This window comes from Sphaerisporangium fuscum (genome assembly GCF_018531465.1).
Lineage (GTDB): Bacteria > Actinomycetota > Actinomycetes > Streptosporangiales > Streptosporangiaceae > Sphaerisporangium > Sphaerisporangium fuscum.
Genome location: NZ_JAHDTF010000014.1, coordinates 201,407 through 227,068 on the forward strand (window position 1 = coordinate 201,407; position 25,662 = coordinate 227,068).

At 71.4% G+C, this 25,662-nt stretch carries 27 protein-coding genes; 16 read left to right on the forward strand and 11 right to left on the reverse strand.

From position 1 onward, the window contains the following. Positions 1–71: 71 nt before the first annotated feature. The gene (locus KIK05_RS18660) at positions 72–1,250 is read right to left on the reverse strand and encodes an erythromycin esterase family protein (RefSeq protein ID WP_214412005.1); all 1,179 of its coding nucleotides are present in this window, start codon (positions 1,248–1,250) and stop codon (positions 72–74) included. A 472-nt stretch (positions 1,251–1,722) separates the two neighbouring features. Here KIK05_RS18660 and KIK05_RS18665 point away from each other — a divergent pair, with 472 nt between their 5' ends. Together KIK05_RS18665 and KIK05_RS18670 are read left to right on the forward strand one after the other, a co-directional pair. Next, positions 1,723–3,015, forward strand: coding sequence for an MFS transporter (locus KIK05_RS18665; RefSeq protein ID WP_308249990.1), 1,293 nt, complete (start codon positions 1,723–1,725; stop codon positions 3,013–3,015). 47 nt (positions 3,016–3,062) lie between these two features. Further along, the gene (locus KIK05_RS18670; protein ID WP_214412007.1) at positions 3,063–4,052 is read left to right on the forward strand and encodes a hypothetical protein; all 990 of its coding nucleotides are present in this window, start codon (positions 3,063–3,065) and stop codon (positions 4,050–4,052) included. 207 nt (positions 4,053–4,259) lie between these two features. Here the strand turns inward: KIK05_RS18670 and KIK05_RS18675 are convergent, their stop codons facing one another. Genes KIK05_RS18675 through KIK05_RS18685 form a run of 3 tightly spaced genes read right to left on the reverse strand, consistent with a single transcriptional unit; the run spans position 4,260 to position 6,562 of the window. Further along, positions 4,260–5,144: a hypothetical protein gene (locus KIK05_RS18675; protein WP_214412008.1), complete on the reverse strand. Its 885-nt coding sequence runs from the start codon at positions 5,142–5,144 to the stop codon at positions 4,260–4,262. After that, entirely contained in the window at positions 5,141–5,779 is a 639-nt protein-coding gene (locus KIK05_RS18680) for an RNA polymerase sigma factor (protein ID WP_214412009.1), read from the reverse strand. The genes KIK05_RS18675 and KIK05_RS18680 overlap by 4 nt, the downstream gene beginning before the upstream one ends. 60 nt (positions 5,780–5,839) lie before the next feature. After that, the gene (locus KIK05_RS18685; RefSeq protein ID WP_214412010.1) at positions 5,840–6,562 is read right to left on the reverse strand and encodes a DNA alkylation repair protein; all 723 of its coding nucleotides are present in this window, start codon (positions 6,560–6,562) and stop codon (positions 5,840–5,842) included. A 21-nt stretch (positions 6,563–6,583) separates the two neighbouring features. On the opposite strand from KIK05_RS18685, the gene KIK05_RS18690 reads away from it, so the two are divergent. Together KIK05_RS18690 and KIK05_RS18695 are read left to right on the forward strand one after the other, a co-directional pair. Then, positions 6,584–6,787 (forward strand): hypothetical protein, encoded by a 204-nt coding sequence (locus KIK05_RS18690; RefSeq protein ID WP_214412011.1) that lies wholly within the window; start codon positions 6,584–6,586, stop codon positions 6,785–6,787. A 99-nt stretch (positions 6,788–6,886) separates the two neighbouring features. Continuing rightward, positions 6,887–8,242 (forward strand): FAD-binding oxidoreductase, encoded by a 1,356-nt coding sequence (locus KIK05_RS18695; protein WP_214412012.1) that lies wholly within the window; start codon positions 6,887–6,889, stop codon positions 8,240–8,242. Positions 8,243–8,251: 9 nt separating this feature from the next. On the opposite strand, the gene pdxR is transcribed toward KIK05_RS18695, so the two are convergent. The 3 genes from pdxR to KIK05_RS18710 all read right to left on the reverse strand — a co-directional run bounded on the left by pdxR (position 8,252) and on the right by KIK05_RS18710 (position 11,974). Then, entirely contained in the window at positions 8,252–9,682 is a 1,431-nt protein-coding gene (gene pdxR / locus KIK05_RS18700) for a MocR-like pyridoxine biosynthesis transcription factor PdxR (protein WP_214412013.1), read from the reverse strand. 101 nt (positions 9,683–9,783) lie between these two features. Continuing rightward, positions 9,784–10,698, reverse strand: a complete 915-nt coding sequence (locus KIK05_RS18705; RefSeq protein WP_214412014.1) for an MBL fold metallo-hydrolase — start codon at positions 10,696–10,698, stop codon at positions 9,784–9,786. Positions 10,699–10,723: 25 nt separating this feature from the next. Next, on the reverse strand, positions 10,724–11,974 hold the full coding sequence (locus KIK05_RS18710; protein WP_214412015.1) for an MFS transporter: 1,251 nt from the start codon (positions 11,972–11,974) through the stop codon (positions 10,724–10,726). 131 nt (positions 11,975–12,105) lie between these two features. On the opposite strand from KIK05_RS18710, the gene KIK05_RS18715 reads away from it, so the two are divergent. The 3 genes from KIK05_RS18715 (at position 12,106) to KIK05_RS18725 (ending at position 14,385) form a co-directional block, all read left to right on the forward strand. Continuing rightward, entirely contained in the window at positions 12,106–12,315 is a 210-nt protein-coding gene (locus tag KIK05_RS18715) for a hypothetical protein (RefSeq protein ID WP_214412016.1), read from the forward strand. After that, positions 12,302–13,693 (forward strand): amidase, encoded by a 1,392-nt coding sequence (locus KIK05_RS18720; protein WP_214412017.1) that lies wholly within the window; start codon positions 12,302–12,304, stop codon positions 13,691–13,693. Before KIK05_RS18715 ends, KIK05_RS18720 begins: the two co-directional genes overlap by 14 nt. Positions 13,694–13,806: 113 nt before the next feature. Continuing rightward, positions 13,807–14,385, forward strand: a complete 579-nt coding sequence (locus KIK05_RS18725) for a TetR/AcrR family transcriptional regulator (protein ID WP_214412018.1) — start codon at positions 13,807–13,809, stop codon at positions 14,383–14,385. 158 nt (positions 14,386–14,543) lie between these two features. Here the strand turns inward: KIK05_RS18725 and KIK05_RS18730 are convergent, their stop codons facing one another. Continuing rightward, a complete protein-coding gene (locus KIK05_RS18730; RefSeq protein WP_214412019.1) occupies positions 14,544–15,038 on the reverse strand; it encodes a cupin domain-containing protein in 495 nt (164 codons plus the stop codon). A gap of 108 nt (positions 15,039–15,146) precedes the next feature. On the opposite strand from KIK05_RS18730, the gene KIK05_RS18735 reads away from it, so the two are divergent. After that, positions 15,147–16,019, forward strand: a complete 873-nt coding sequence (locus KIK05_RS18735) for a LysR family transcriptional regulator (protein WP_214412020.1) — start codon at positions 15,147–15,149, stop codon at positions 16,017–16,019. Between the two features lie 189 nt (positions 16,020–16,208). Here the strand turns inward: KIK05_RS18735 and KIK05_RS18740 are convergent, their stop codons facing one another. Then, positions 16,209–16,685 carry an Lrp/AsnC family transcriptional regulator gene (locus KIK05_RS18740; protein ID WP_214412021.1) on the reverse strand — a complete coding sequence of 159 codons (477 nt, stop codon included), beginning with the start codon at positions 16,683–16,685 and terminating at the stop codon, positions 16,209–16,211. A 104-nt stretch (positions 16,686–16,789) separates the two neighbouring features. Between KIK05_RS18740 and KIK05_RS18745 the strand changes: the two genes are divergently transcribed. Then, on the forward strand, positions 16,790–17,785 hold the full coding sequence (locus tag KIK05_RS18745) for a DMT family transporter (protein WP_214412022.1): 996 nt from the start codon (positions 16,790–16,792) through the stop codon (positions 17,783–17,785). Next, complete coding sequence (locus KIK05_RS18750; protein WP_214412023.1) at positions 17,782–18,201, forward strand: DUF2000 domain-containing protein; 420 nt, start codon at positions 17,782–17,784, stop codon at positions 18,199–18,201. The genes KIK05_RS18745 and KIK05_RS18750 overlap by 4 nt, the downstream gene beginning before the upstream one ends. 120 nt (positions 18,202–18,321) lie before the next feature. Here KIK05_RS18750 and KIK05_RS18755 read toward each other — a convergent pair whose 3' ends face one another. Then, on the reverse strand, positions 18,322–18,954 hold the full coding sequence (locus KIK05_RS18755) for a hypothetical protein (protein WP_214412024.1): 633 nt from the start codon (positions 18,952–18,954) through the stop codon (positions 18,322–18,324). Between the two features lie 204 nt (positions 18,955–19,158). On the opposite strand from KIK05_RS18755, the gene KIK05_RS18760 reads away from it, so the two are divergent. The 4 genes from KIK05_RS18760 (at position 19,159) to KIK05_RS18775 (ending at position 22,718) form a co-directional block, all read left to right on the forward strand. Next, positions 19,159–20,382 carry a sensor histidine kinase gene (locus KIK05_RS18760; RefSeq protein WP_250563043.1) on the forward strand — a complete coding sequence of 408 codons (1,224 nt, stop codon included), beginning with the start codon at positions 19,159–19,161 and terminating at the stop codon, positions 20,380–20,382. Then, complete coding sequence (locus tag KIK05_RS18765; protein WP_214412026.1) at positions 20,379–21,038, forward strand: response regulator; 660 nt, start codon at positions 20,379–20,381, stop codon at positions 21,036–21,038. The genes KIK05_RS18760 and KIK05_RS18765 overlap by 4 nt, the downstream gene beginning before the upstream one ends. Before the next feature lie 335 nt (positions 21,039–21,373). Next, positions 21,374–22,078: a CBS domain-containing protein gene (locus KIK05_RS18770; protein WP_214412027.1), complete on the forward strand. Its 705-nt coding sequence runs from the start codon at positions 21,374–21,376 to the stop codon at positions 22,076–22,078. Positions 22,079–22,124: 46 nt separating this feature from the next. After that, positions 22,125–22,718, forward strand: a complete 594-nt coding sequence (locus tag KIK05_RS18775; RefSeq protein WP_214412028.1) for a CBS domain-containing protein — start codon at positions 22,125–22,127, stop codon at positions 22,716–22,718. Between the two features lie 15 nt (positions 22,719–22,733). On the opposite strand, the gene KIK05_RS18780 is transcribed toward KIK05_RS18775, so the two are convergent. Next, positions 22,734–23,318, reverse strand: coding sequence for a cupredoxin domain-containing protein (locus KIK05_RS18780; protein ID WP_214412029.1), 585 nt, complete (start codon positions 23,316–23,318; stop codon positions 22,734–22,736). 302 nt (positions 23,319–23,620) lie between these two features. Between KIK05_RS18780 and lexA the strand changes: the two genes are divergently transcribed. Both lexA and KIK05_RS18790 read left to right on the forward strand, forming a co-directional pair. Next, positions 23,621–24,229, forward strand: coding sequence for a transcriptional repressor LexA (lexA, locus tag KIK05_RS18785; protein WP_250563044.1), 609 nt, complete (start codon positions 23,621–23,623; stop codon positions 24,227–24,229). Between the two features lie 403 nt (positions 24,230–24,632). After that, entirely contained in the window at positions 24,633–25,649 is a 1,017-nt protein-coding gene (locus KIK05_RS18790) for a hypothetical protein (protein ID WP_214412030.1), read from the forward strand. Positions 25,650–25,662: the final 13 nt, after the last annotated feature.

The following is a 25,662-nucleotide window of genomic DNA, read 5'->3' on the forward strand; positions in this document are numbered from 1 at the left end:
GGATCGACGATCGGGTGCCCGCCCCTGCGGCGGCGGCAGGCCGCCGGCGCGTCAAATGACGATGACGTCGGTCATGTCGGGCTGGGCCCGCTCCAGACGACCTGCTTGAGGAAGACGATGCCGTCGATCAGGTCGAGCTGGGCCGGGTCCAGCGGGAAATAGGCGAAATCCTGGGAGACGCGGGGGGTGGGCTTCGTGATGGCCTCGGCCAGGCGGCGGACGTCGACGAGAGAGTGGTCCCACGGGAGCGCCGACAGGGCACCCTCGACGGTGTCCGGAGGCGGGGTGTCGTCGAGGGCCGTGCCGAAGGCCGAGGCCAGGAAGGCGTACCGGTCGCCGAGGTGCGCCGCGGTGATCGCTCCCGCGCTCCACCACTCCAGCTGCTGGTCGCCGAACGGCATCAGGGTCTTGTTCCGCTGCAGGTGGAGGTTGCTGGAGAACACCAGGGCCGGGCCGTGCTCGGCGACGGCACGCAGATTGGCGGCCATCATCGCGTCCCGCAGGGCCGACAGCCGGGTCCACCGTGCCGGGGACGCGTCGGCCATCCAGTAGTGGTACCGCAGCAGGCCGATGGCGGTGCGCCCGTACAGTTCCGCCAGCTCCCTGTCCTCCGCGCTCAGCTGCGGCGCCTGCGTGTCGAGCAGCGCCACCAGGTCGTCGGCGATCATTCGCAGCCGCTGCGCGTCGGCGGACCGGCCGATCGACCGGGACGGATCCATGGCCGCGGCCTCGTTCGCCCACCCATCGTCCGGGCCCAGGAGGGTGTCGAGGGTTTCCCTGGTCACCACAGTGGAGGGAAACGGCCCGTCGAGGAGGGCGTAGAGGCCGGTGAGCGCCTGGCGCGGGCTCGCCGCCCAGTACTCCAGAGGGCCGTCGAACCCGAAGAACCGCAGCTTCTCGTCGTGCTCCTCGTTGTACGCCCGCATCCAGCGCACGAGCTCGCGGTTGGCGGGTGAGGCGCCGAAGCCGTGGCTGAAGCCGCGTTCCATGACGTCGTCGAGCGTGCCCACCCCCGTCCTGACGTAGTCGTCCACGACGAGGCCCATGAGACAGTCGCTCTCGATGGCGAACGACCGGTAGCCCTCGTGCTCGACCAGATGCCGGAAGATCTCGTTGCGCACCTCGCCCAGCTCCCCCACGAAGTGCCTGGCCTCGCCCAGGCCGAGCAGCAGGGGCCGGGCGGGAAGCGACCGCAGGAACGCCGAGACACCCGCGCCGTCGAGCGGCCGGGCCGTGTTCTTGATATCCATGCCTTCAACGGTATCGTTGAACTTTCGGTACAAACTTTGCGCGAGAAATCCCTGCTTTCATCGCCCGAACCCTCAATCGAGGATGCATCCACCAGGTCACTGCACCTGGCGCGCGAGCACGGAACCACGAGACAGCGGGGCCGGGACGGAGGTCGTCCGGCATGCGGGCGGCCGGCCGCCGTCGCGCTTGACCGGCTGCTCCAGGCCCCGCGACCGAGGCACATGCCGCTTCATCAGCCCCGAGTGATCCGGCCGTGGGCCGCTGCTAGCATCCACTCGTGCCTGAAACGGACAAGGTGCGCCGTCGCTGAGAGCGGCGGCGCGAAACCCCAGTCCTCGCCGTCGCTCCTGACCTCTGGCCAGGAGCGCCTTCGTGGCGCTCGGATTCCCCTTGTTCCGGAGCGCACTCATGTTCGCCTTGTCTGCTCGTCAACGTCGGCGTGTCCTTGTCGCCGACCTCATCTCCACGGCCGTGTTCCCCCTCGCGATCACCGGCGCGACGGCCGCCGTCCCCGACGTGACCGCCCACCTGCGGGGTGCGGTCGCCCTGGGGCCATGGATCGTCCTCGCCTACAACGGGCTCTTCGCCGCAGCTCTACTGCTGGCCGGGGCGTCAGCGGATCGCCTCGCCCGCACCCGCTTCTTCGCCGTCGGCAACATCGTCGTCGCGGCCACCGGGGCCTTGTCCGCGCTGGCTCCGGACCTGCCGTCCCTGGTGGCGCTTCGCGCGGCCGGGGGCGTCGGGGCGGCGATGTGCGCCGCCGGTGGATCGTCGATGGTCCTGGCCGTGTACCCGCCGGAGGAGCGGCGCCGGGTGTACGGCTACGCGGGCGCCGTGCTGGGCGGCAGCCTGGCGCTGGGGCCGGTCGTCGCCCAGGCCCTCATGGCCGTCGGGGGTTGGCCCCTCGTCTTCGTCGCCCCGGGGGCGGTCGCCGCCGTCGCGGCCCTGGCCACGCTCGGGCTTCCGGGCCTTCGCAGTCCCGAGCCGCCCGAGAGCTTCGACCTTGCCGGGGCCGCCCTGTTCGGGGTGACCGTCGCCGCCGCGGTGACCGCACTGGGGATGGGCTTCGGGGCCGGCGTCCCCTGGTGGGGGCCGGGTGGGCTCATCCTCGTCGCCGTGGCCGGCGCCACCGGCCTCGTCCGCGTGGAGCGGCGCGCACCCGAACCCGCGATCCCCCTGGACCTGCTGCGGATCCCGGCCTATCGCGCGTACGCCGTGGCGACGGGCGCCTTCATGGGGATGCTCGTGGTGGGGCTGGCCGTACTCCCTCGGCTCGGCTCCGCCCAGAGCATGAGCCCGGGCGAGACGGCGGTCATGCTCGGCCTGCTGACCGTGCCATCGACGGTTCTTCCGCTTCTCGCCGCCCGGCTCGCGCGCCGGCTGGCACGGCAGCTGGTGACGGGCGCGCTGTTCGCCTGCGCCGTCACCGCCGTCGTCCTCCAGGTGACCGACGCCCCTGGCGTCCTTCTCGTCGCGGCCGGGGTCATCGGGCTGTGTCTCGGGCTGACCGAGGGTGTCCCGGACGGGCAGGCGCTCAACCACGTGCCCTCCCGGCGCGGAGGGGCGGGCGCCGCGCTGTTCAGCACGACGCGGATGAGCCTGGAGACTTTCACCCTGGCCGCAGCCACCGGGGTGATGGCAGCCCTCGGCCCCTCATCCGGGATGGCCGTCGCGGGAGCCATGTGCCTCACCGCCGCGCTTGTCGTCCGGCGAGCCGTCCCTTCCCCGCGCCGCGTAGGCGGCGAGCGGCTGTACGGCCGGTAGGGGGGCGATCGGTTGTAGCGGTGGCCGGCCTCCCCTAGATTCGAACGATGAAGATCGGGGAAGCGCGGGCGGTGGCGGCGCGCTGGGTGGCGGACCATCAGGTTCCCGGCTTCGCGGGCGCCTACATCAGCGGCTCGGTCGCCTGGCAACCGGTCGAGGCGGAGCTTCCGGTCACCTCCGACGTCGATCTGATGATCATGGTGAGAGGTGAGGTCCCGCCCAAGCTGGGCAAGTTCCGGCACGAGGGGCTGCTGCTGGAGGTCAGCTACGGCGCGTTGCAGCCGGCGGAGCAGGTGCTCGCCTCGCCGGCCTTGGCACCCGGGTTGAGCAGAGGCGTCGTCGTCGCCGATCCGGACGGGTCGCTCACCGCCCTGCAGACCGCCGTGGCACGGGAGTTCGCCCGCCCGTACTGGGTCCGCGCACGATGCGCGGCACTGGAAGACCGCATCGAAGGCCTGACCCGGTTCGACACCAGCCTGCCCCTCGCCGAACGGGTGCTCTCCTGGGCATTCCCGGCCAGCCTGCCGACGCTGGTGGTCCTGACGGCCGCCGGCGTCAACCCGACCGTTCGCCGCCGCTACGTGGCGGCCCGAGAGGTCCTCACGGAGTACGGCGAAGCCGGGTTCCACGAGGAGTTGCTCGACTGGCTCGGGTGCGCGCGTCTCTCCAGGTCTCGGGCCGGCGTTCACCTGGAACGGCTGACCGACGTCTACGATCGCGTCCCGTACGACCTGGCACGGCCGTACGGGAGCGACCTCACCCCCGAGGCCCGGCAGATCTCCATCGACGGCACCCGGGAGCTCATCGAGCAGGGCCTGCACCGGGAGGCGATCTGGTGGATCGTCGTCACCTTCGCACGGTGTCTGACGTTCGCCCCCTACGGCACCGCCGCCCTGCAAGAGTTGCTCGACGAGCTCGGCGTCGGCACGCCGGCGGCGATGCGGCAGAGGGCCGGGGCGGTCGTGGACGGACTGCCGAGGCTCCGGCAGGTGCGCCAGGCGCTCATGGACCGACACGGGACGGGCCAGGTGTCGTAGACGAATGCCACGCGCCGTCGACGTGTGACGAGCTGCCCCCTCTGCTCGGACGACCAGACCGGCGTGGGCGATCGCGGCCGAGCACGCCGATCGGACCGCCCAGCCGGCCGTGCTCAGTGCCGCGCACCAGGACCCCGCCCCGTGTCCGTCCATCCCGCATTCGGCGGCGCCGGACCGTGAGGCCCGGCGCCGTCGCCGCTGGTCAGGTCAGTCGCCGGCGGAGCCGCCCGTGGCCGGTGTGTTCAACTGCGCGCTCGTCCGGCCGGTGAGCTCCTCGAGGGAGATGCTGTGCCGTGACCCGTCCTGGAGGATTGCCGTGACGCTCTTGACGCCGCCACGAGGTGAGGCGTTCTCACGCTCCTCCGTCGTTGGCGCGTCCGGCCACCAGGCCGCGAAGTAGCTGCCGGTGACGGTCGCGGTGACGTTGCCTTTCGCCTCCGTGAAGAGCTCCAGCCCCACCACGCCGGCACCGACCCTGCCGGTCACGATACGCACGCTCTCCTCACTCGAGCTCACGACCGAGCCGAGGGCGGCCCGCGCCGACCCCGCGGGCACCGGCGGAAGCGGTTGTGCGCCGGGCCCCGGCGTGGTGCCACCCACTGCAGCGACGTCGCCATCGCGGAACAGGCAGCTGATCTCGGCCAGATGGCTGCTGTCGTCGTTGACGTAGACGAGCGTCCATGGCCCCCGGCCCTCGGTCACCACGGGCCGGAAGCCGAGCTCGCGCCCGGTCGTGCGCTTGGCGGCGTCCTGGGCGTGGTCAAGGCACTTCTCCTGGGCGTCGGTGGCCCTGCCACCGCTCACCGTGTGCGGCGTCGCGGTCCACGCTGCCATCGCCGAGCCGCCGCCGAACACGCCGGGCAGCAGCAGCGCTGCCGCGATGCCGGCGGCCACCCCTGCGCCGACAGCGGCGAGACGCCCGGCGGTGAGCAGGCGAGGGCGGCTGGTCGCCGGTGCGGGCGCCTCCGCCGGGTCGGTGGCCACCACCCGGGCCAGCAGGGCCCGAGCCTTGGGGTCGGTGCTGGTGTCCAGGTCGGCCGGGGTGACAGCCGGGTCGAGGCCGCGCAGGGCGTGGTCGAGGATGTCGTTCATCGCATGCTCCGGGAGTCCACGGTGGCGGTCGCCACGGGCTGGGTCGTGGTGGCGGGGGCCGCGTCGGCGTAGTGGCGCAGGGCACGCCGGGCCCGGGTGAGCCGAAGCCGGAACGCGACGGGGGAAATGCCGAGCACCCGCGCGGCCTGTGGGGCTGTGAGGCCGTCCCACACGGCCAAGGCGAGCGTCTCCTGGTGGCGCGGGCCGAGCCGCCGCCACGCCTGGACGAGGTCGAGCCGCCGTGCCACCAGCTCGGGGTCCAGCTCCGCCGCCGCGGCGCCGGTCAGCCGGCTGTCGGCGATGCGGACGGCGAGCGCCTGCCGCCGGTGGTCGGCCCGCAGCCCATTACGGAGAGTGCGGTGCGCCACGCCGAACAGCCAAGCCCGCGCCTCGTCCGCCGCCGGCGGCACGTCGTCCAGGCGCCGCCAGGCGACGAGGAACACGTCGGCGACCACGTCCTCGGCGTGGGAGGGGTGGACGCGGCGCTCGACGAACCGCAGCAACGCGGCATACGTCTGCTCGTAGAGGTGGGCGAAGCGCTGGGTGCGCGGTGGCCCGGTGTCGGTGACGTTCATGTCCAGGTCATGTCCGGCAGGCCCGCAGGTGTGTCGCACGATCTCGCCCGACTCGATCATCGCAGGCAGCGTGAGGATCGCGCCTACGCCGCCATGACGGCTGTCCTCTTCACGGAAGACCTATGGTGATGTGGCCATGCGCCCTGGCCGGACCCGCTGCAGGAACCGCGCCCGCTCTGCCGGCGCAAGCCGCTCCGTCGCGCAGCGCAGGGTGATGCGCGGCAGCTCGTCGCGATGCCGGTGGAGGAAGGCCACCATCAGCGGCTCGTCCCGGCGGCCGATCTCTCGCAGCATCCAGCCCAGTGCCTTGTGGACCAACGGCTCCGGGTCTTGGCGCAACGTCCGCACCAAATGGAACGTCGGCTCGAAGCGCCCTTCACGGATCAGTGCCAGCGTGGCGATCACCGCGATCCTGCGGTCCCAGAGCCATGGTGACGCGGCCAGTTCGTCCAGTACCCCCAGATCCCCCTCCAGCAGCCAAGGCCCCAGCACGACGTGCGCCGAACCGTCGACCAGATCCCAGTTGTCGACGCAGCCGGTACGCGCGAGATAGAAGTCGACCAGGGCCTTGCGGTCCCGGCTCCGCGCCGCGCGCACCTTCTCGGCCACGACCAGAAGCCCGGCGAACCGCTCCTCGTGGACACGGCTGTGCAGCAACACGTCCACATCCTTGAGCGATAGGCCACGGCACGAACGCGCGAGCCTGCGGAGCACCGGCACGCGTACGCCGAGCAGTTCGTCGTCCCCTACGCGGCTGAGCACCCGTTCCTGCTGCGCCCGCACGGCCGGTTCCGCCAGATTCCGCAACTCGGCTCGTAATTCCTCGAGCGAAACGACTGTCATGACCGCGGACGCTAGCGCAGGATGCCGCCAATCGAGCCGATCTCCGCTGGGCTGGGAGGCGCCCGTGTCGCCGTCGAGCACTTCACGATCGACCGCCCCTCCACCAGCATCAGCCAGGCGACCGTGTCCCTGGTGCCGGACCCGCTCGCCCCCCGGCGTGACCACGGGCCGCGGGTGGCGATCTGGCGGCGGGCACGGCGCGGACCCGGCAGATGCCGGGTGTGAAATCAATGAGCAGATCGTCGGCCGACCCTGAATTGGTCCTGAATCGGCTTACAGGATCGGACCTTATCGAGGGTACCGATTCCTGTCAGGCTGAATGGCATGACACCGACAGCGACCCGCTTCGACGGCCAGGTACTCACGCCCGGCGACGCCGGCTACGACACCGCCCGTACCGTCTGGAACGCCATGATCGACCGGCGTCCACGCATGATCGTCCGCGCGGCGGGCGTCGCCGACGTGGTCGCCGCGGTGCGGACGGCCCGCGAACTGGACCTCGAGATCGGCGTGCGCTGTGGCGGCCACAACGCCGTCGGCTTCGCCGTGCCTGACGGTGGTCTCATGATCGACCTCACGCCCATGGGCCGCGTGCGGGTCGACCCGGCCCGTCGCCGGGCCCGGGTGCAGGGCGGCGCGCTGCTCGGCGCGCTGGACCGGGCGTCCCAGGCGTACGGCCTGGCCACCACCGCCGGCAACGTCTCACACACCGGCGTCGGCGGGCTCACGCTCGGCGGCGGCATGGGCTGGCTGGCCCGCCAGTACGGCCTGGCCTGCGACAACGTCGTCTCCTACACCATGGTCACCGCCGAGGGCGACGTGGTGACCGCGAGCCGCACCGACAACCCCGACCTGTTCTGGGGCCTGCGCGGCGGTGGTGGCAACTTCGGCATTGTCACCCAGTTCGAGTTCCAGTTGCATCACACCGGCACGCGGACGCTGGTCGCCGAGTTCGACTTCCGCGCCGAGGACGCCGTCCCGGTCATCGAGGGCTGGCGCGACCTGAACGCCCTCGCGCCTCGGCAGGCGACGTTCACCGCCAGTGTCGGCAGTGCTCCCTCCGGCCCGATCGCCACGCTGGGGTTCGTGTGGGTCGGCGACCCCGCCGAGGGCCGCCGGCTGCTCCCCGCGATGCGGGCGCTCGGGCGTCCCGTCGCCTCCCGCATCACCACACCGTCGTACCTCGAACTTCAGCAACGCGAGGACTCCACCGGCGGGCACGCATACCGCCGCTATTCCAAGGGGCACTACCTGCGGAGCTTTCCCACCGCGGCGATCGAGGCGTTCTTGCTGCGCGGCGGCTCCGACCTGAGCGCGAGCCTGGACCTGCCGGGCGTCGGCCTGCAGGCCCACGGCGGCGCGATCGCCGATGTCCCGGAAGCAGACGCGGCGTTCAGCCACCGCGGCACGATGTTCGAGTTCGGTGCCGGCTCCCGCTGGACCGACCCGGCCGAGGACGACGCCAGAATGGCCGCCGCCCGCGCCGCCGGTGCCTCGCTTGAGCCGTACGCCAGCGGGATTTACGTCAACTCGTTGGCGGCCGACGAACTGGCCGATGGGCAGCACGGCGTGCGGCGGGCGTACTCGGCCGCCAAGCTGGCCCGGCTGACCGCGCTGAAGACCGCGTACGACCCGGCGAACGTGTTCCACCTGAACCAGAACATCCGTCCGGCACTGTGACGGGCCGCGTCAGGATCCCCGCACCTCCTGGATGGCCGTCGCCAGCAGCGCGACCCCCTCGGCGATGGCGCTCTCGCTGAGGATGGCGTAGCCGAAGATCAGGCCACCGGGCCCGGCGCCGGCGATCCGGAACGGCCCGACGCCCTGGATGCCGAGCCCGTGCCGGGCGGCTGCCGCCACCACCGCCGCCTCCTCGAGGTCGGGCGGGAGCCAGGCGACCACGTGCTGCCCGGCGGCGATCCCGGCCGGTCGCAGATCCGGCAGATGGGTGCGCAGCGCGTCCAGCAGCGCGTCGCGGCGGCGCCGGTACACCGGACGCATCCGGCGCAGGTGACGGTCGAACTCGCCGCGGCCGAGAAAATCGGCGAACGCCAGCTGGTCGATGACCGGCGAACCGCGGTCGGCCAGCAGTTTCGCCGCGGTGACGTCGGCGACCAGGTGGGCGGGCACTACCATCCAGCCCAGCCGCAACCCCGGTGCGAGCGTCTTGCTGGCCGTGCCGCAGTAGACGACGTGATCGGGCGCCAGGCCCTGCATGGCGCCCACCGGAGACCGGTCGTAGCGGTACTCCGCGTCGTAGTCGTCCTCGACCACGATCGCGCCGCGGCGCCTGGCCCAGCGGATCACCTCGGCCCTCGCCGCCGCCGACAGCACCCCGCCGGTCGGCCACTGATGCGACGGCGTGAGGACCAGCGCGTCGGCGTCGACCGGGTCGAGGGCGTCGACCTGAACGCCGTCTGGACCCACCGGGATGCCGACCACCTCCAGTCCCGCGGCCCCGGCCAGCACCCGGGCGTCGTCGTCGGACGACGGGTCCTCCAGGGCGATCCGCCTGGCACCGCGCCGCGCGAGCACCTGGATCAGCAGCGAGATGCCCTGCCCGTAGCCGCTGCAGACGACCACGTTGCCGGGGACGGCCAGCGTGCCGCGCACCCGGTTGAGGTAGTCACACAGGGCCTGGTGCAGTTCCGGCATGCCGCGCCCGTCCAGGTAGGCGAACCGGTCGTTGGGTGTGGAGGTGAGCACGGTACGAATGGAGCGCAGCCAGGCGGCCCGCGGGAACTGCGACACGTCGGTGCGACCGTACCCGAAGTCGACCCTCCGGGTGGCCGGCTGCGCCGTCGGAGCCGCCATCGAAGCCGCGGAGCCCACGCCGGCGGCGGCCGGCGGCATCGACGCGGCGACCTGGGTGTAACCGCCCGATCGGCTGGCAAGGTAGCCCTCGGCCACGAGCTGCTGGTAGGCCTCGACGACCACCCCGCGGGAAATCCCGAGCCCGGCCGCGAGGGTGCGGGTGGGTGGCAGCGACGCACCCGCTCGCAACCGACCCGCCCGGATGCTCGTGCGGATGGACGCCTCGATCTGCCGGTGCAGTGGCACCCCGCCATCGCGGTCCAGTTCGATGAGCAAGTCCTCGGCCAGCCTGGAATTGGTCCTCAATCGCCCCACAGGATCGGACCTTACCGGCGTGTACCAACTACGACGCCGGGGATCCGACATGGGCGGTCAGTCGGGCGGCATGTGGTCAAAACGTCGCCGGGTCAGTGCGAGTCGGCGGGGATGAGCGAGAGCCGGTAGGCGCCCTCATGGGTGACGACGCGGCCGGCTGTGGGCGGCGCGAAGTGGGTGCCGAGGACGAGGGTGTCCGTGTCGGCGAGTGAGCCGAGCAGCGTGCGGCGCGAGGCCTCGGACCGTTCAGGGTCGATGTCGACGCAGGCGCCGATGCTGGGCTGGGCGAGCTGGACCGGGTGGTGGATGCAGTCGCCGGTGATCAGAGCCGTCTGGCCGCGGCTGGTCAGCTCGAGGGCCACGTGGCCGGGGGTGTGACCGGGCGTGGGGATCAGGCTCAGGCCCGGGGCGATCTCGACGCCTTCGGCGGGGACGTCGATGAGGTCGAGCAGTCCCGCCTCCTCGACCGGGATCACGGAGTCGCGGAACATCTGCCTGCGCGCCTCCTCCATGTCATACCCGGCCCAGAACTCCCTCTCGGTGCGGGAGGTCAGGTAGCGGGCGTGGGGGAACGTGGGAACCCATTCGCCGTCCACGTCCTGCGTGTTCCAGCCGACGTGGTCGGCGTGCAGGTGGGTGAGGATCACCAGGTCGACGGAGTCCGGGGAGAATCCGGCGGCGGTAAGGCGCTGAAGGTAGTCGGTGTTCAGGTCGTGCCAGGCGGGGTTGGCCCGCTCCTTGCCGTTGCCGATGCCGGTGTCCACCAGGACGCGCAGCCCGCCGGCGGTGAACGCGAAGCTGTGGCTGTCGATACGCAGGACGCCCTCGTCGTCGGCGAAGTGGGGGCGTAGCCATACCTGCTCGGCGACGAGGTCCGGGGTGGCGCCGGGCAGCAGCCACGATCCTGTGGCGGGCGGCAGGAGAGTTTCGTCGATGCGGTGGACCGTGACCTCGCCTACGGTCCAGGAGGGGACGGCGGTCGGGTCAGTGGCCGGTGGAGTATTCATGATCGGTCGTTCCCCATTGGTCTCGTTACGGAAGGTCGTCGTGAGAGCTGTGGGCTGCTTCGCCCCTCCGCGCGGCGAGTGCCGCCAGGGCCGCGACGGCGAGCAGGGCGGCGGCGATGGCGTAGGCGTGGGCGGCGGTGCGCAGCCCGTAACGCTGGGCGGCTGCGCCCGCGGCGATGGCGGGCAGGCTCATGGAGAGGTAGCTGAGGACGTAGTAGGCGGCCAGGGTCGCGGCACGGTCCTGTTCGTCGAGCGAGGCGAGCGCCATGCGCAGCGCTCCTTGGGAGACGGCGCCGAAGGCGATTCCGGCCAGGGCCGCGCCGCCGTAGACGGCGGGCAGGCCGGCTCCGTGCAGACCACCCAGTGTCAAGGCCGCGGCGGGGACCACGGTCAGGCTTCCGCCGGTGACGGCGGCGCGCGGTGCGGTGCGGCGCAGTGTCCACACGGTCAGCGCGGCGGCGGCGGTGAGCGTGAAGAAGACCATGCCGCGGGCCGCCTGCCCGGTGCCGGGGGCCACGAGGCGCACGAGCGCCGGTCCGAGGGAGGAGTGGAAGCCGCCCAGAGCCCAGATGGCGACGACTCCGGTGCCGGCCGTCAGCAGAGCGCGGCGTGCCGACGGCGGCACGGTTAGGTGGGGGCGCAGTGACCGCAGGGCGCCGGCGTGCGGGCGGGCCGTCTCCGCGGTGAACGTGACCGCGATCGCCTGAGCGGCGAAGAGGACCGCCAGCACGAGGTACACGGTGACCGCGGGGGCGGGTGCGAAACGGACCAGGAGGGTGGAGGCCAGGACCCCGGCGGCCATGCCCGACACCGGGGCGATGCTGTTGGCCAGGGCGGACCGGCCGGGACGCCGGGAGTCCTCCAGGTCGAGGAGGGCCGCGCCCGCGGCGCTGGTGGCCGCGCCGGTGGCCGCTCCCTGCAGGACACGAGCGGCGATCAGCACCCCGGCGCCGTCAGCCGAGGCCAGCAGAACCATGGAGGCGGCCTCGACCACCAGGGCGCTCGCCAGGACGGGGCGTCGTCCCAGGTGGTCGGAGAGTGCTCCGGTGGTGAGCAGGGCCAGCAGCAGCGTCAGGGAGTAGGCGCTGAAGACCACGGTGACGGTGAGCGCGGACAGGTCCCAGGCGTCCTGGTAGTGGGGGTAGAGCGGTGTGGGTGCGCTGGATGCCGCGAGGAGGGCGGTGAGGATCGAGGCGTCCAGGACGAAGGGCGCCGCGCGGTTGGTCGTGTAGCTGCGGGGACATTGCGCGGGTGCTCGTGGCGTGACGGTGGACATGGAGCTCCTGTCGGACTAAACGCAATGGGTTTGCTTTAAGCCACCGTAGACACTAAGGTCAGCTAACGCAAATTCTTAGCTTTTGCTGCCGGGGTTTGCTCCGCCACTCCAGCCTCGAGGAGAGAACGTCGATGTCCGCCCCCGAACTCACCGCGGCGGAAGCGGCCCGCTGGGCCGCCCGCGCCGGACTTCCACTGCCTGCCGACCGCCACGCCGCGGTCGCGGCCACCGCCGGCCACATCCACTCCGTCGTCGCGGTCCTGCGCGAGCTGGACTTCGGGGACACCCCGCCCGCCCCCGCCTACCGCGCAGGAGAGGAGAAGCGCGATGCAGCCGTATGAGCTGTCCCTGACCGCGGCCGCCGACGCGATCCAGGCCCGGCATCTATCCCCCGTCGAGCTGGCGGACTCCGTCCTGGAGCGCATCGCGCAAGTGGAGCCGTACCTTCAGGCCTACGTCACCGTCACCGCCGAGCACACCCGCCGGGCCGCACGTGAAGCCGAACACGACATCGCGGCCGGCCGCTACCGCGGTCCGCTGCACGGCATCCCCATGGGCCTGAAGGACCTGATCGACGTCGCCGGCGCGGCCACCTCGGCCAGCTCCCGGGTCAGAGCCGACCATCGCGCGCAGGCCGACAGCACCGTCGCCGCACGCCTGTCGGCGGCCGGAGCCATCCTGGTCGGCAAGACCCACACCCACGAGTTCGCCTACGGGCTGACCACCCCGCAGACCCGCAACGCATGGGATCCGGAGCGGGTCGCCGGCGGGTCCAGCGGCGGATCCGCCGTCGCCGTCGCCGCGGGCACCGCCACCTTCGCCCTGGGCACCGACACCGGCGGATCCATCAGGGTGCCCACGGCACTCAACGGTGTCGTCGGCCTCAAGCCGACCTACGGCCTCGTCCCACGCCACGGCGTCACCTCCCTGTCCTGGTCACTGGACCATGTCGGCCCGATCACCCGCACCGTCGAGGACGCGGCCCTGGTCCTGAGCGCCCTGGCCGGACACGACCCCCGCGACCCCGCCTCCCTGACCACACCCGCCACGGACTACCGGCCGGCCGCGGGCACGGACTTGACGGGGCTGCGGATCGGCGTGCCGCGCACCTACTACTTCGACCTCATCGCCCCCGAGGTCGAAGCCGCCGTCCGGGGCGCCATCGACGAACTCCAGGCCCTCGGCGCACGCCTGGTCGAGGTCGAGATCCCCATGACCCGCTACATCCAGGCCACCCAGTGGGGCCTGATGGTGCCCGAGGCCACCGCCTACCACGAGGGCACCCTGCGCACGGTCCCCGAGCTCTACCAGGCTGACGTCCGCGTCCTCCTCGAGGCCGGCGAACTGCTGACCGCCGGGGACTACCTGCGCGCCCAGCGCTCCCGCACCCTCATGCGGCAGGAATGGACCCGCATGCTGCAGGAGGTCGACGTGATCGCCGCCCCCACCGTCCCCGTGACCGCCGTCAAGGCCGGTCAGGAGACGATCACCTGGGCCGACGGCACCGTCGAGAGCGTCTCCGACGCCTACGTACGCCTGTCGTCCCCCGCCAACATCACCGGAGTGCCGGCCCTGTCCGTACCCGTCGGCCACGACACGGCGGGCCTGCCGATCGGCATGCAACTTCTCGGACGGCCCCTCGAAGAGAGCGTGCTCCTCCGAGTAGGCCACGCCTATGAGCAGACCCAGCCCGCCCGCGAGCTCGCGCACGCACAGTGAACGAGCGCTCGGGCCCGGCCGAATCGACCGGAAGGCCCTCGAACGGTGGCCGGCCGGTCGCATGGAGGTGGACGGACCGCTAGACGCAATGACTTTGCTTTAAGGTGGGTTCTATGAGCAGGCAGATGGTGCGCCCCGGTGGGCGCAGCGCCCGGGTCCAGGCATCGGTGCACGCTGCCGTACGTGAACTGGCCTCGCAGGTGGGCCGGGACGCCCTGACGGTCCCGATGGTCGCCCAGCGCGCGGGCGTGACCCCATCGACGATCTACCGCCGCTGGGGGGACCTGCAGGAGCTGTTGTCGGACGTAGCGGTCGAGCGTCTGCGGCCTGACACCGCGCCCGGGGACCACGGTGCCCTGCCGCCGGACCTGACGGCCTGGGCCGAGCAGTTCCTCGACGAGATGGCCTCACCCGCCGGGCGCGCCTACATTCGCGACGCCCTGCTCGGCGACCCGGACGGCAGCAACGCCGGCCGGTGCTCCGCCTATGCCGCCGAACAGATCGATGTCATCCTCACCCGCGCGACCGAACGCGGGGAGAAGACACCCGATGTCGAGACGGTCATCGACCGCGTCGTCGCTCCCCTGATGTACCGCATCCTCTTCCGCCCGGACGGACTCGACGCGGCGTACGCCCGCCGGCTCGTGAGAGGAGTCCTCGACTCGGCCGCCGAGGGCCGAGAAGCTCCGTGATCCGTGACCGCAGGCGGGCAGCGCGTTGACGTGGCGACACGCGACAGGACGAGCGAGAGAACGGCGAGGACGAGCCCACCGCGGGAGCCTGCTCGCAGCCGTCGACAGCGGGCCGAGTCGCTTGACGGGCGTCGCGGTCCCGGCCACAAGGGAGGCGGTCATCGGGCGGCCCGCATCGACAGCCAGCCGGCGGCGTTCTCGAAGTACACGTCGTAAAGCTCCTGCTTGGGCAGCAGGCCGTCGAAGGGTTCCAGACCGTGCTGAACGCGCGCCAGCTGCCGGAAATATCCGAAGCGATCGATGCCCGGGGTCAGCACGGCCAGCAGATCCGCCTCCACGCCCGGCACCGCGCCGAACGCGTGCGGCACACGCGGCGGCACGACGACCAACCCGCCCTTGGTGACGGTCACCACCTCTCCCCCAAGGAGGAATTCCAGCTCACCGTCAAGGACGTAGAACGTTTCGGTGGAAAGCGCGTGGTGGTGCGGCTTGGCGCCGTCCCGGCCCCGCCCCAGAGTGAGCCGGTTCACGCCGAGCGTGCCGGCGGTGTCGCTGGCGTCGGCGAGCAAGGTGAACGCTCCGCCCGCGGGCAGGCCGACGACCTCCGCGGCCTCCGCGGCGACGACCAGGGCTTGCGATGGGGTGACAGTCATTCTTCGCTCCTTCCGAGATCGGGATCCATTGCAGCCCGGGAAGAAGCCGCGAACCAGAACCGGTTGTCACCTACACTCATCACGGATCGAGATGAATCGGGGGCGCTGGTGGAGCTGCGGCAGCTGGCGTATTTCGTGGCGGTCGCCGAAGAGGGTGGTTTCGGCCGCGCCGCCGAGCGGCTCAGCATCGTGCAGTCCGCGGTGAGCCAGCAGGTCCGCCGGCTCGAACGCGAGCTCGGCGTGCCGTTGTTCACCCGTTCGACCCGACGGGTGCATTTGTCCGGCGCGGGCGAACGACTGCTGCCGGAGGCGCGGGCCGTCCTGGCGGCCGCGCAGCGCACCCGGGAGGTCGCCGCCGAGCTGCGCGCGGGCGCCGGCAGTGTGCTGCGGCTCGGCATCCTGCAGGGGCCGGGCGACCGGATCTACCGCACCCTCAACGCGCTGGCCGCCGTCGCGCCGCGCCTCCAGGTGCGCCCGCGGCGCCTCCCCCTGCCCGACCGGCTGTCCGCCGTACGCTCCGGTGAACTCGACGCGGCCCTGGTGCGCGCCCTCACCGACGCGCCCGGCCTGGAACTGCTGCCGATCTGGACGGACCCGCTGTACGTGGCGTTGCCGGCCGAGCATCCGCTGGCGCGTGCGGCCGGACTCAGGCTGGAAGACCTGGCAGCGCTTCCTCTCCGGCTCTCCCCGCGGGAGGACAACCCGCCCTTCCACGACCTGGTCACCGACGCCTGCCGGGCCGCCGGGATCAGCCCGCCGGCCGGCCCGCCGTTCACGACGTTCCAGGAGACGCTCGCCGACATCGCTGTCGCCGTCCCCTCCTGGACGGTCTTCTACGATGTGGTCGGCCTTCCGGAGATTTCCCGCGTGGCCATCCGCCCGCTCGCCGAACCTCCGTTGACCACCTCGCTGGCCGTCCTGCCGGGCCCGCCCACACCCGCCGTCCGCCAACTGCTGGACGCCCTGGCCCGCGTCGTGTGACCGCCTCGCCCCGCTGGGCCTACCGTGGGGGCAGGTCAGGGGCCGGTGTCGTCGAAGAGGGCGACGGTCAGGGGTACGCCGCGCACCTGCGCGAGACGGGCCTGTCCCTGGCGGGGGTGCTGCGCGAGACGGGCCGCGGCACCTACGAGCGGACCGTCGGCACTGCAGTGCCGGCAGCGCGTCGTCCTGTCATGATTCCTCCTCGCTCGGCAGGGGCACGATCACGGAACGCCGGACATGACTGAAGATCACCGAGGTCCGCACGTGCACGATCTCCCGCCGCTTGGTGAGGCGGTCCAGGATGAAGGCGCTGAGCTGATCGTTGTCGGCCACCGCGACGTGCAGCAGGAAGTCGTCGCTGCCGGACATGACGAAGTACGACAGTACTTCCGGCAGGCTCGCCACGAAGGCCTGGAACGACTCGATCACCGTGCGGTCCGGTGGGCGCAACTGCACGGCCACCATCGCCTGGGTGCCACGGCCGATCTTCCGCAGGTCCACCTCGGCGTGCCGGCCACGCAGGATGCCGCGCTTGGTCAGCCGGCGGATGCGTTCCAGACAGGTGGACTGCGCCACGTGCAGGCGGGCGGCCAGTTCCTTGTTCGACAGCTGGGCGTCCTCCTGCAGGAGCGTGAGCAGCGCCGTGTCAAGTTCGTCCAGCACCATCGCGAGCACCTTGTTTCCGTGCAGAATTCGAGATTTTCGACGATTTTCCGAACTTAGCACGACCATAGCCGGGAAAATCTGCAGCGCCCGCTACGTTTGGCGTCATGCTCCTGCGTGACGGCGATCTCGCCGAACTCACCGCCGCGGCGGGCCCCGCGAAACCCGTGCGCCGACACGGACGCGCCCTGGCGGTCTCGTCCGTCCTGGTGGCAGCGCTGATTTGGAGCACGTCGTTCGCGGTCACCAAGGTGGCACTGGCGGAGATCCCGCCGATGACGATCGGCGCGATCCGGTTCAGCTTCGCCGCCCTCATCCTGGCCGCAGTGGTCCATACCAGGCGTGACCGGCGGCTGCCGACGGTCCGGCAGCGGTTGTTCATCGGCCTGGCCGGGCTGCTGGGCATCGCAGCGTACTTCGCCGTGGAGAACCTCGGCGTCGACCTGGCGACGGCGTCCGACGCGACGCTGATCGTCGCCTCGTACCCGATCATCACCCTGGCCCTCGAGTTGGTCATGCGGCGGGCCATGCCGTCGGTCGTCCGGCTGGCCGGCATGGTCATCGCCATCGGCGGGGTCTGGCTGGTCGTGCGGGGCGGGACGGGCGGCGACGTCGCGAACCGGTTGTGGGGCGACACGTTGCTGATCTTCGGCGGGCTCGTCTGGGCCGGGTACAACCTGGTGGCTCAGCACGACACCTCGGGCGCCTCGCCGGTCGTGGTGACGTACTACCAGACGCTGGCCGGAGCGCTCGCGTTCATCGCGATGTCGCTGTTCGAGACGGACCGCTGGGTCTGGCCGTCACCGGCCAACCTCGGCCGCATGCTGTTCCTGGCCGGGCTTTGCTCGGTGGCCGCGTTCCTTCTCTACAACCACGGATTGCGCGGGCTGTTGCCCAGCGTGGCGGTCAACGTGCTGAACATCGTCCCGGTGGCGGGCCTGGTGTGGGCGGCGTCGCTGGCCGGGGAGGCCATCAGCGTGCGACAGATCATCGGCGGTGCCGTCGTCATCGTCGGCGTGGCATCCGGCCTGTACCAGCGGAAGAGCGACAGGCCCAGGGCAGTATCGAACGCAGCAAGATCAAACACAGAGGACAACGCATGACAGACCGGCCAGAGTTCAAGTGCGCCATCGTGGTCAGCGCCGAGTTGCCCACGGGACTCGCGGTCAACGCGGCGAGTGTGCTCTCGCTGACCATGGGGCACCGCGTCGAGGGACTGGTCGGCGTGGACGTGAAGGACGCCGATGGGGTCGCCCACCCGGGCATCATCCACACCCCGCTGCCGATCCTGGTGGCGCCGCACGAGCAGGTCGACTCCATCATGCAGACCGCGGCCGCGCAGGACGGGATGTTCTTCGTCAGCTTCAGTTCTCTCGCCCAGGGCTGCAGGACATACGAGGAATACATCGACAAGATGGCGGCCACCCCGACCGCCGAGCTGGCCAGTGTCGGTGTCGGCCTGTACGGCCCGCGCAAGCAGGTCAACAAGCTCGTCGGCTCGCTGCCGCTACTCCGCTGAGATCAGGCCTGCCGTCCGTACTCCGCCATTGACCTCGGCCGGACCTGTGGTGCGTGGCGTGGGCGCAAGCGAGCCCTCGGTGTTCGGTACGGACAGGCACCGCCACGGCAGAACGAAAGATCATTCATGGCTGCCGGCGGCCGTCTGCCCGACCGTCGCGGGGGCATGGTCCGGCCGCCCCTGCACGGCGAGGACGCCGATGGCGAACAGCGCCGCGAAGAAGACTTCGTCGGGCACCAGGAACCAGGCCCCGGGCAGCCCGAGGGCGCCGAGGAGGCACGAGACGATCAACGCGACCCCGATCCACCAGGGCAGCGTCCGCGCCCTCAGCACAGCGATGCCGAGGCAGATCGAGCCGACGACCAGCGCCAGGAGCGCGACCCCCTCGAAGGCCGCGAAACCCGGCGGTTCCTGTGCGGGGATGCCGCCGTGGCCGACCAGATACGGCTTGACGAACGCCTCAGTGGTGCCCTCGCCGACATTGAGCATCACCAGCGCGGCGAATATGCCGACGTAGCCGACGGTGTGCAGCTTCGGCGCACGCCCGGCGAAGGTCAGGATCACCGGCAGCCCCAGCGCGATGATGACGTCCCCGACCAGCGCGATCCCCTCGAACAGCGGCCAGTTCTGGTACCGGAACACCTCCTCGCCGCTGCCCGGCGCGAGCAGGTTGGCGGCGAGGTAGCCCGCCCCCGCGACGATCGTGCCGACGATGAGCGCCCATCCGGCGAGGCGTCTCACGTTCACGGTCATGGTCTCCTCCATCGTTCGCAGCGCCAGGCGCTGTGCGGCGACGCCGTTCGTCGGCGGCGTGTCCTCAGCGTCGGCCCTGCGCACCCGCGGCGTCGTCGTACCGGAGTCGGCAACGGTTGATACTCCGGTCGCGAACCACGCCGCCGGAAATGCGACCTCCGGATGACGCCACGCGAGCGCGCCCGTAGGTAACTTGCGGGTGTGATGAACGTGACAAACCCGGCCCAGGCCCGGGTGGAGTCGCCGACGCGTGCGTGGCTGCGGCATCGGCCGGCCGGGCTGTTCCCCGACGCGCTGCTCGCCCTCGCGATCACAGGCTTCGCCCAGGCCGACCTCGCGTTCCATCTCGACAACTCGACGCCGTACGGCCCGATGCCGGCCGTGGTCGCCTCCACGCTGGTGGCGACCTCGATCCTGGCGTTGCGCCGGGTGACGCCGCTCGCCACCGCCGTGATCCTCGCGGTCGCGATCGCCGGGCCGATGCTGGTGACGCCGCTGACGGTCACGCTGTGGGGCGACTTCCTGCCCATCCTGGTCGCCACCTACTCGGTGGCGCGGCACAGCGTGCCGGCGCGGGCCTTCATCGGCGTGGCGGCCGTCGGCGTCGGCTTGGTCGTGGTGTTCCTGCGCAACCCGGAGTCCGGCACCGTCGGCAACATCCCGTTCGTCGCGGTACCGCTGGCGGTGTGCTTCGTCGCCGGCCGGGTGCTGCGTGCCCGCGCCCGCAGCCACTCCGACGACCGCGCCCGAGCCCGGCAACTGGAGGCCGAACGCGAGGAAGCGATCCGAGTCGCGCTTGCCGACGAGCGCGCCAGGATCGCGCGTGAGTTGCACGACATCGTGGCTCACTGCGTCAGCGTCATGGTGGTCCAAGCGGGCGCCGCCGAGGACCTGCTCGACCGCGACCCGCAGAAGGCGCGAGCACCGCTGCGCTCAGTCCAGGAAACCGGACGGCAGGCCGTCGGCGAACTCGGGCGCATGCTCGGCCTGCTGCGCGGGGAACGGGCCCAGCTCGCGCTCAAGCCGCAGCCGGGCACGGCCGACCTGGCCGAACTGGTCGACCACATGGCCGCGATCGGCCTGCCGGTCGAGCTCACGGTGGAGGGTTCGGGCGGCCCGCTCCCACCCGGCGTGGACCTGACCGTCTACCGGATCGTGCAGGAGTCGCTCACCAACGTGCTGAAACACGCCGCGCCGACCACCGCGCACGTCAGGCTGCACTACGACGATCAGTCCGTACGCGTGAGCATCCGCGACACCGGGCGGACAGGCGGGTCGGGCGGAGCCGATACCGACCGTGTCGGGCACGGCCTGATCGGGATGCGCGAACGGGTCGGAATCTACGGCGGCTCGCTTGAGACGGCGAGCACACCCGGCGGTGGCTTCACCGTGACGGCACAGTTGCCGCTGGAGGCGGGCCAGCGATGATCAGGGTCCTGCTCGTCGACGACCAAGCCCTCGTACGCGGCGGTTTCCGCTCCATTCTGGAGGGTCAGGACGATATCGAGGTGGTCGGCGAGGCGGTCGACGGCATCGAGGCCATTGACCGGGGGGCCGTGCTGCAGCCCGACGTCATCCTCATGGACATCCGCATGCCGCGCCTGGACGGCATCGAGGCGACGCGCCACCTGCTGAACGGCGGCACCTGCCGGGCGCGCATCCTCATGCTCACGACATTCGATGAGGATGAGTACGTTTACCAGGCGCTGCGGGCCGGGGCGAGCGGCTTCCTGCTCAAGAGCGCACCGCCGCGCGAGCTCGCGGGAGCCGTCCGTACGGTCGCCGCGGGCGAGGCACTACTGGCACCAGAGATCACCCGGCGAATGATCGAGGACTATGTCCGCCGCCCACGGCCCGGCTCTGACCGCCCAGCCGGACTCGAGACGCTGACCCCGCGGGAACTCGAGGTACTGAGGCTCATCGCCCGAGGCCGCTCCAACGCAGAGATCGCCGCGGAACTTTACCTCAGCGGGCCAACGGTCAAAACCCACGTCACCCGCATCCTCGCCAAGCTGGGTCTCCGCGACCGAGTCCAGGCCGTGGTCTTCGCCTACGAATGCGGCCTCGTCCACCCCGGCCACTGACCACGTCCCTGCAACAGACCCGCCACTGCCCCCCCGCCCGCTGGAGGCCCGCGCCGCCGGGGCCGTTCATGCCATCGCCGAAGGGGACCGGATCGCGGTCAGGGGAGTGGGGGTCGCCCCGCGCTCGGCCAGGTACTCCTCGAGGAGGTCGAACAGGGGGTCGATGACGAGTTTCTCCTGCTCCTCCGGCAGGTCCCAGCGGTACCAGCCGCCAGCGTTATCGGCAGACGGGCCGAATGTCCCGGTGAGAAGGGTCCTCGGTCTCTTCGCCCTGGTGGGGGCTCGGGGTTCGATGAGAAGGGATGCGCGGCAACAGCGATCAGAGGGGGCCGACCATGCAGAAGAAGGTGCGGGACGTCATGACCCGGCACGTGGTCTCCGTCAACGGCAGCACCCCCTTCAAGGACGTCGCCGAGGTGCTCGTCCATCACCAGGTGAGCGCCGTCCCGGTGGTCGACGGCGAGGGGCACGTGATCGGCGTGATCTCCGAGGCCGATCTGCTGCGCAAGGAGGAGTTCCGGGAGCAGTACTACGGCGAGGACTACCGCCCTTCCCTGCGCTCCCGGCTGCGCGGCCGCTTCGGCCGGCAGGGCGCCGACCCCGAGGACAGGGCGCGGGGCGAGACCGCGGCCGAGCTGATGAGCACCCCGGCCATCACCATCCGCTCGTACGCGGGCGTGGTCGCCGCCGCCCGCGCCATGGACGTCTACGGGGTCAAACGGCTGCCGGTGGTCGACACCGAAGGGTGCCTGGAGGGCATCGTCAGCCGCCACGACTTGATCAAGGTCTTCACGCGGCCGGACGATGACATCGCCACCGAGATCGTCAACGGCGTCCTCGGCCCCCCGCACTGGACCGACACCTCCGGCGTCTGCGTCTCGGTGTCACAGGGGGTGGTGACCGTGACCGGCCGGATGCCCCGCCACAGTGAGGCCCACGCCATCGTCCGGATGATCGAGCGGGTCAACGGCGTGGTCGACGTGCTCGACAGACTCACATGGGTGCACGACGACGCCCCCTTCACCGGCAGCCCCACCTGAGAACCGACCAGGCGCCGGCCGTCAAACCCATCCCCGGAGGCCAGTCATGCTCGTCCACGAGGTCATGAGCACACCCGCCGTCACCCTCCGCCGCGAAGATCCGATACGGCACGCCATCCGGAAGCTGTACGGCCACGACATCACCGCCGCCCCCGTGCTGGGCGACCACGGGGAACTGGTCGGGATCGTCAGCGAGATGGACCTGCTGTGCGGAGCGTTCGAACCCGATCCCCGCGCGAGTCACCGCGTGATCGGCACATCGGCTGGACCCGCGCCCCGGCGCGTCGGCAGCGTGATGTCGACCACGGTCACCACGGTGACCGAGAACACCGACGTCACGGACCTGGTCGATCTGATGATCGCCAGAAGGGTCAAGAGCGTTCCCGTGCTGCGCGATGACCAGGTGGTCGGCATGGTCAGCCGGCGTGACCTGATGGCCATGCTGGCCGCCCCCGACACCGTCGTGCGGGAGGCCGTCGTCAAGGCGCTGCGGGAGCAGTTCCCCTCCGGCCCCTCCTGGGAGGTGACGGTCCACGAGGGCGAGGTGGAACTGCACGGCCACGCGGCCGAACACCTCGACCAGATCGCCGACCTGCTGGCGCGGACCATCCCGGGGGTGAGCCGGGTCCGCCACACCTGAGGCGGCGGCCTCGCTCTAGCCGGTGACGTCGAGCTCGTCGTACATGCCTCCGGCGTAGTGGCCGGGCAGGTTGCAGATCAACTCGTAATGGCCGGGCTTGAGCGTCAACGTGGTCCAGCCGGCCGAATGGGGAAGGATGCCCTCGCCGGCGCCCTTTCCGCAGGTGCGTGCCGCCTCGCCGAGCATGCCGGTCTCGTCGGCCTTCCCGTTGGCGCCGACCGGGCGCTGCCCGGGGCGGTGGCCCGGTGGCAGTGGCAGTACCACCACCTCGTGCGCCATGGTGCCGGTGTTGATCGCCTTCAGGGACACCGTCCCCTGACGTACGACGGACGGGGCGGCCGTCAGCCGCATCGTCCCCCGCATCGCGGCCTGGGGACGGTAGCCGGGGCTGTCGTCGTGCGGCCTCCAGCTCATGCCGCCCGTGTCGGTCAAGGTCACCTTCACCACGGTGCCGGGCAACGCCGGTACTTCGCATCGTGTCGTCGGCGGAGGCGCCTCGGCTCCGCCCCGGGAGGCGCCGGCCGGCGGCCCGGCGGTCGAGGCGGCTCCCCACGCGACCGCGCCCACTGCTCCTGCCAGCAGCAGCCTCATCGCGTTCATGGCCGCACCCGCGGCGTTCCACGTCTCCGCCGCTGCTCCTCCTGGCCGGGCTCCCCGCACGCGAACCGCCCGGCGGGCCCGTGCTTCCACGTCATCATGGGCCTCCTCTCCACGGGGTCTGCCTTGCCGTTCAACTTCAGGGTTCGTGCATCCGCCGGCCGCCCGTTAGGGCCATTGGCCCCACTCCCCCGGCCGAAAGACTCGGCCTGCACCGCCCGCGCACCGAGGCTCCGGCCTTTACCATTGCCCAGGTGACCACCTACGACGATCCTGACGCGTTCGAGTACCTGGACTTCTCGGCCCTGCCGCAGCGCCAGCAGCGGATCCTGGCCACGATCCGGGACTGGGTGGTCAGGTACGGATATCCGCCGAGCACCCGCGAGCTCGGCGACGCCGTCGGGCTGCGGTCGTCCTCATCGGTGTCCAAACACCTCAAAAGCCTTGAGGAGAAGGGCTTCCTCCGCCGGGGCACGACGATGACCCGGCCGATCGACGTGCGTCTGTTCCTGCGGGCCTCGGCACCGGAACCGGCCGCCGACCTGGTGACCGTGCCCGTGGTCGGGGACATCGCCGCGGGCAGCCCCATCGCGGCCGAACAGCACGTGGACGACACGCTGACCCTGCCTCGTGACCTCACCGGGCGCGGCACCGTGTTCGGTCTGCGCGTGCGGGGCGACTCGATGATCGACGCCGCGATCTGCGACGGCGACATCGTCGTGGTGCGGCAGCAGCCCGAGGCGCATTCGGGCCAGATAGTCGCCGCGATGATCGACGGCGAGGCCACCGTCAAGGTGTACCGCCGGCGTGACGGGCACGTTCATCTCGAACCACGCAACCCCGCCTACGACGTCATCGACGGTGACGACGCCGTGGTGCTGGGCATCGTGGTCTCGGTCCTTCGCAACGTCTGAACCCCACCAGAGGGCCCTTCGCAACGTCTGAACCTCCTCGGAGGGCCCCTCGCAACCTCTGAACCTCCTCGGAGGGCCCCTCGCAACCTCTGAGCCCCGATCGAGGGCCCCTCCGCTCTTGCCGCCTGAGCTCCGGGGATGGCATGGTGTGCCGCATGGCTGAGAGAATCGAGTTCAGCCCCGGCCGATGAGCGTCGGCCACGAGCGCAGTGCGCTCGGCCACCGGCCGTCCATGTTCGATCACGCGTCGCGCCTGCACGCGCTGACACCGGACGCGCCCCTCCCGGACGGCGGACGCCCCTATCCCGAGCCTGTCCGGAGGACGTCCCCCTGGTCCGTACGCTCGGCCTGTTGCGATGCCTCGGGCCCGTGGCCGTGAAGGTACGCCGTCGCGGCCTTCGCCGTGCAAGCGGCGACCGCGAACCCGGCGCTGGACCTCGTCGCCGCGGCCGTCACTCTCGCCCAGGAGCTGGTCAGCGGCCATGCCGCCTGCCTGCCCTGGTCGTCAGGCACTCTCGAGGCGACGCTGGAGCGGCTACGGCGGCTGCTGGTCTCGGCGCGCTGGATCGATCTGCTCCAGGAGGCCGCACGATCCCCCGACGCGATGACCCGCTGGCGAGCGGGCTGGGCACAGCGCGCGGTCGGCACCCTGCCTCCGGTGCCGCCGCCTGGCCAGGACGGGTACGACCATCTCGCCGTCCACGTCGTCGTCCCCGATCCCGCCTTGTCCGGACCGGTGGAGACACGGCTGCTGGTGAACGGCCGGCCGGTCGTGGCCAAGGCGTTCCGCGCGGGCACGCCGTACCCTCCTGAACTGCTGCTGGACGACCTGGGTGCGGCCGAGGAGCCCCGGGAGGTACGGCTGGCCGAGGCGTACCGCACCGAGGGGTGCTGCGGCGCTCTCTACGTCACGATCGCCCGCGACGACGGCACGGTCGTCTGGCGCGACTGGCGCGACTCCTCCGGCCAGGCGGTCACGCTGGAGCCGGCCTGTTTCGCCGCCGACGCCTACGAGGAGGTGATCGGCCGGGCCGTGGGCGACCGCGGCTGGGAGTGGCGCGCCCGTACGCTCGCGTGGGAGGTGCTCCGCCTGCTGCGCGAGGATCCCGGCCTGTTGTCGGCGTGGCAGTGCGAGTTGCACCACGTGCACGCGGCGGTCGACCGGCAGGACGAGATCGAGATCATCTTCCTGCACCGGCGCCGCCCCTCCCCTCTGGAGGACTGGACGGACGACGAACCGTGGCTGCAGTTCTCACTGACCGTCCCCCTCGACGGCACGGATGTGAACAGCCAGGCGGCGCGCCTGGTGAACCGGCTGCGCGGCGACGACCCGAAGGCCTACGCCGAGATCATCAGCGGCGGCCGGGAGTTCGCCGAGATGCTCGGCTTCCCCTGGCCGGACTGCTACGAGGAGGAGTAACGGCCGCCGCCCG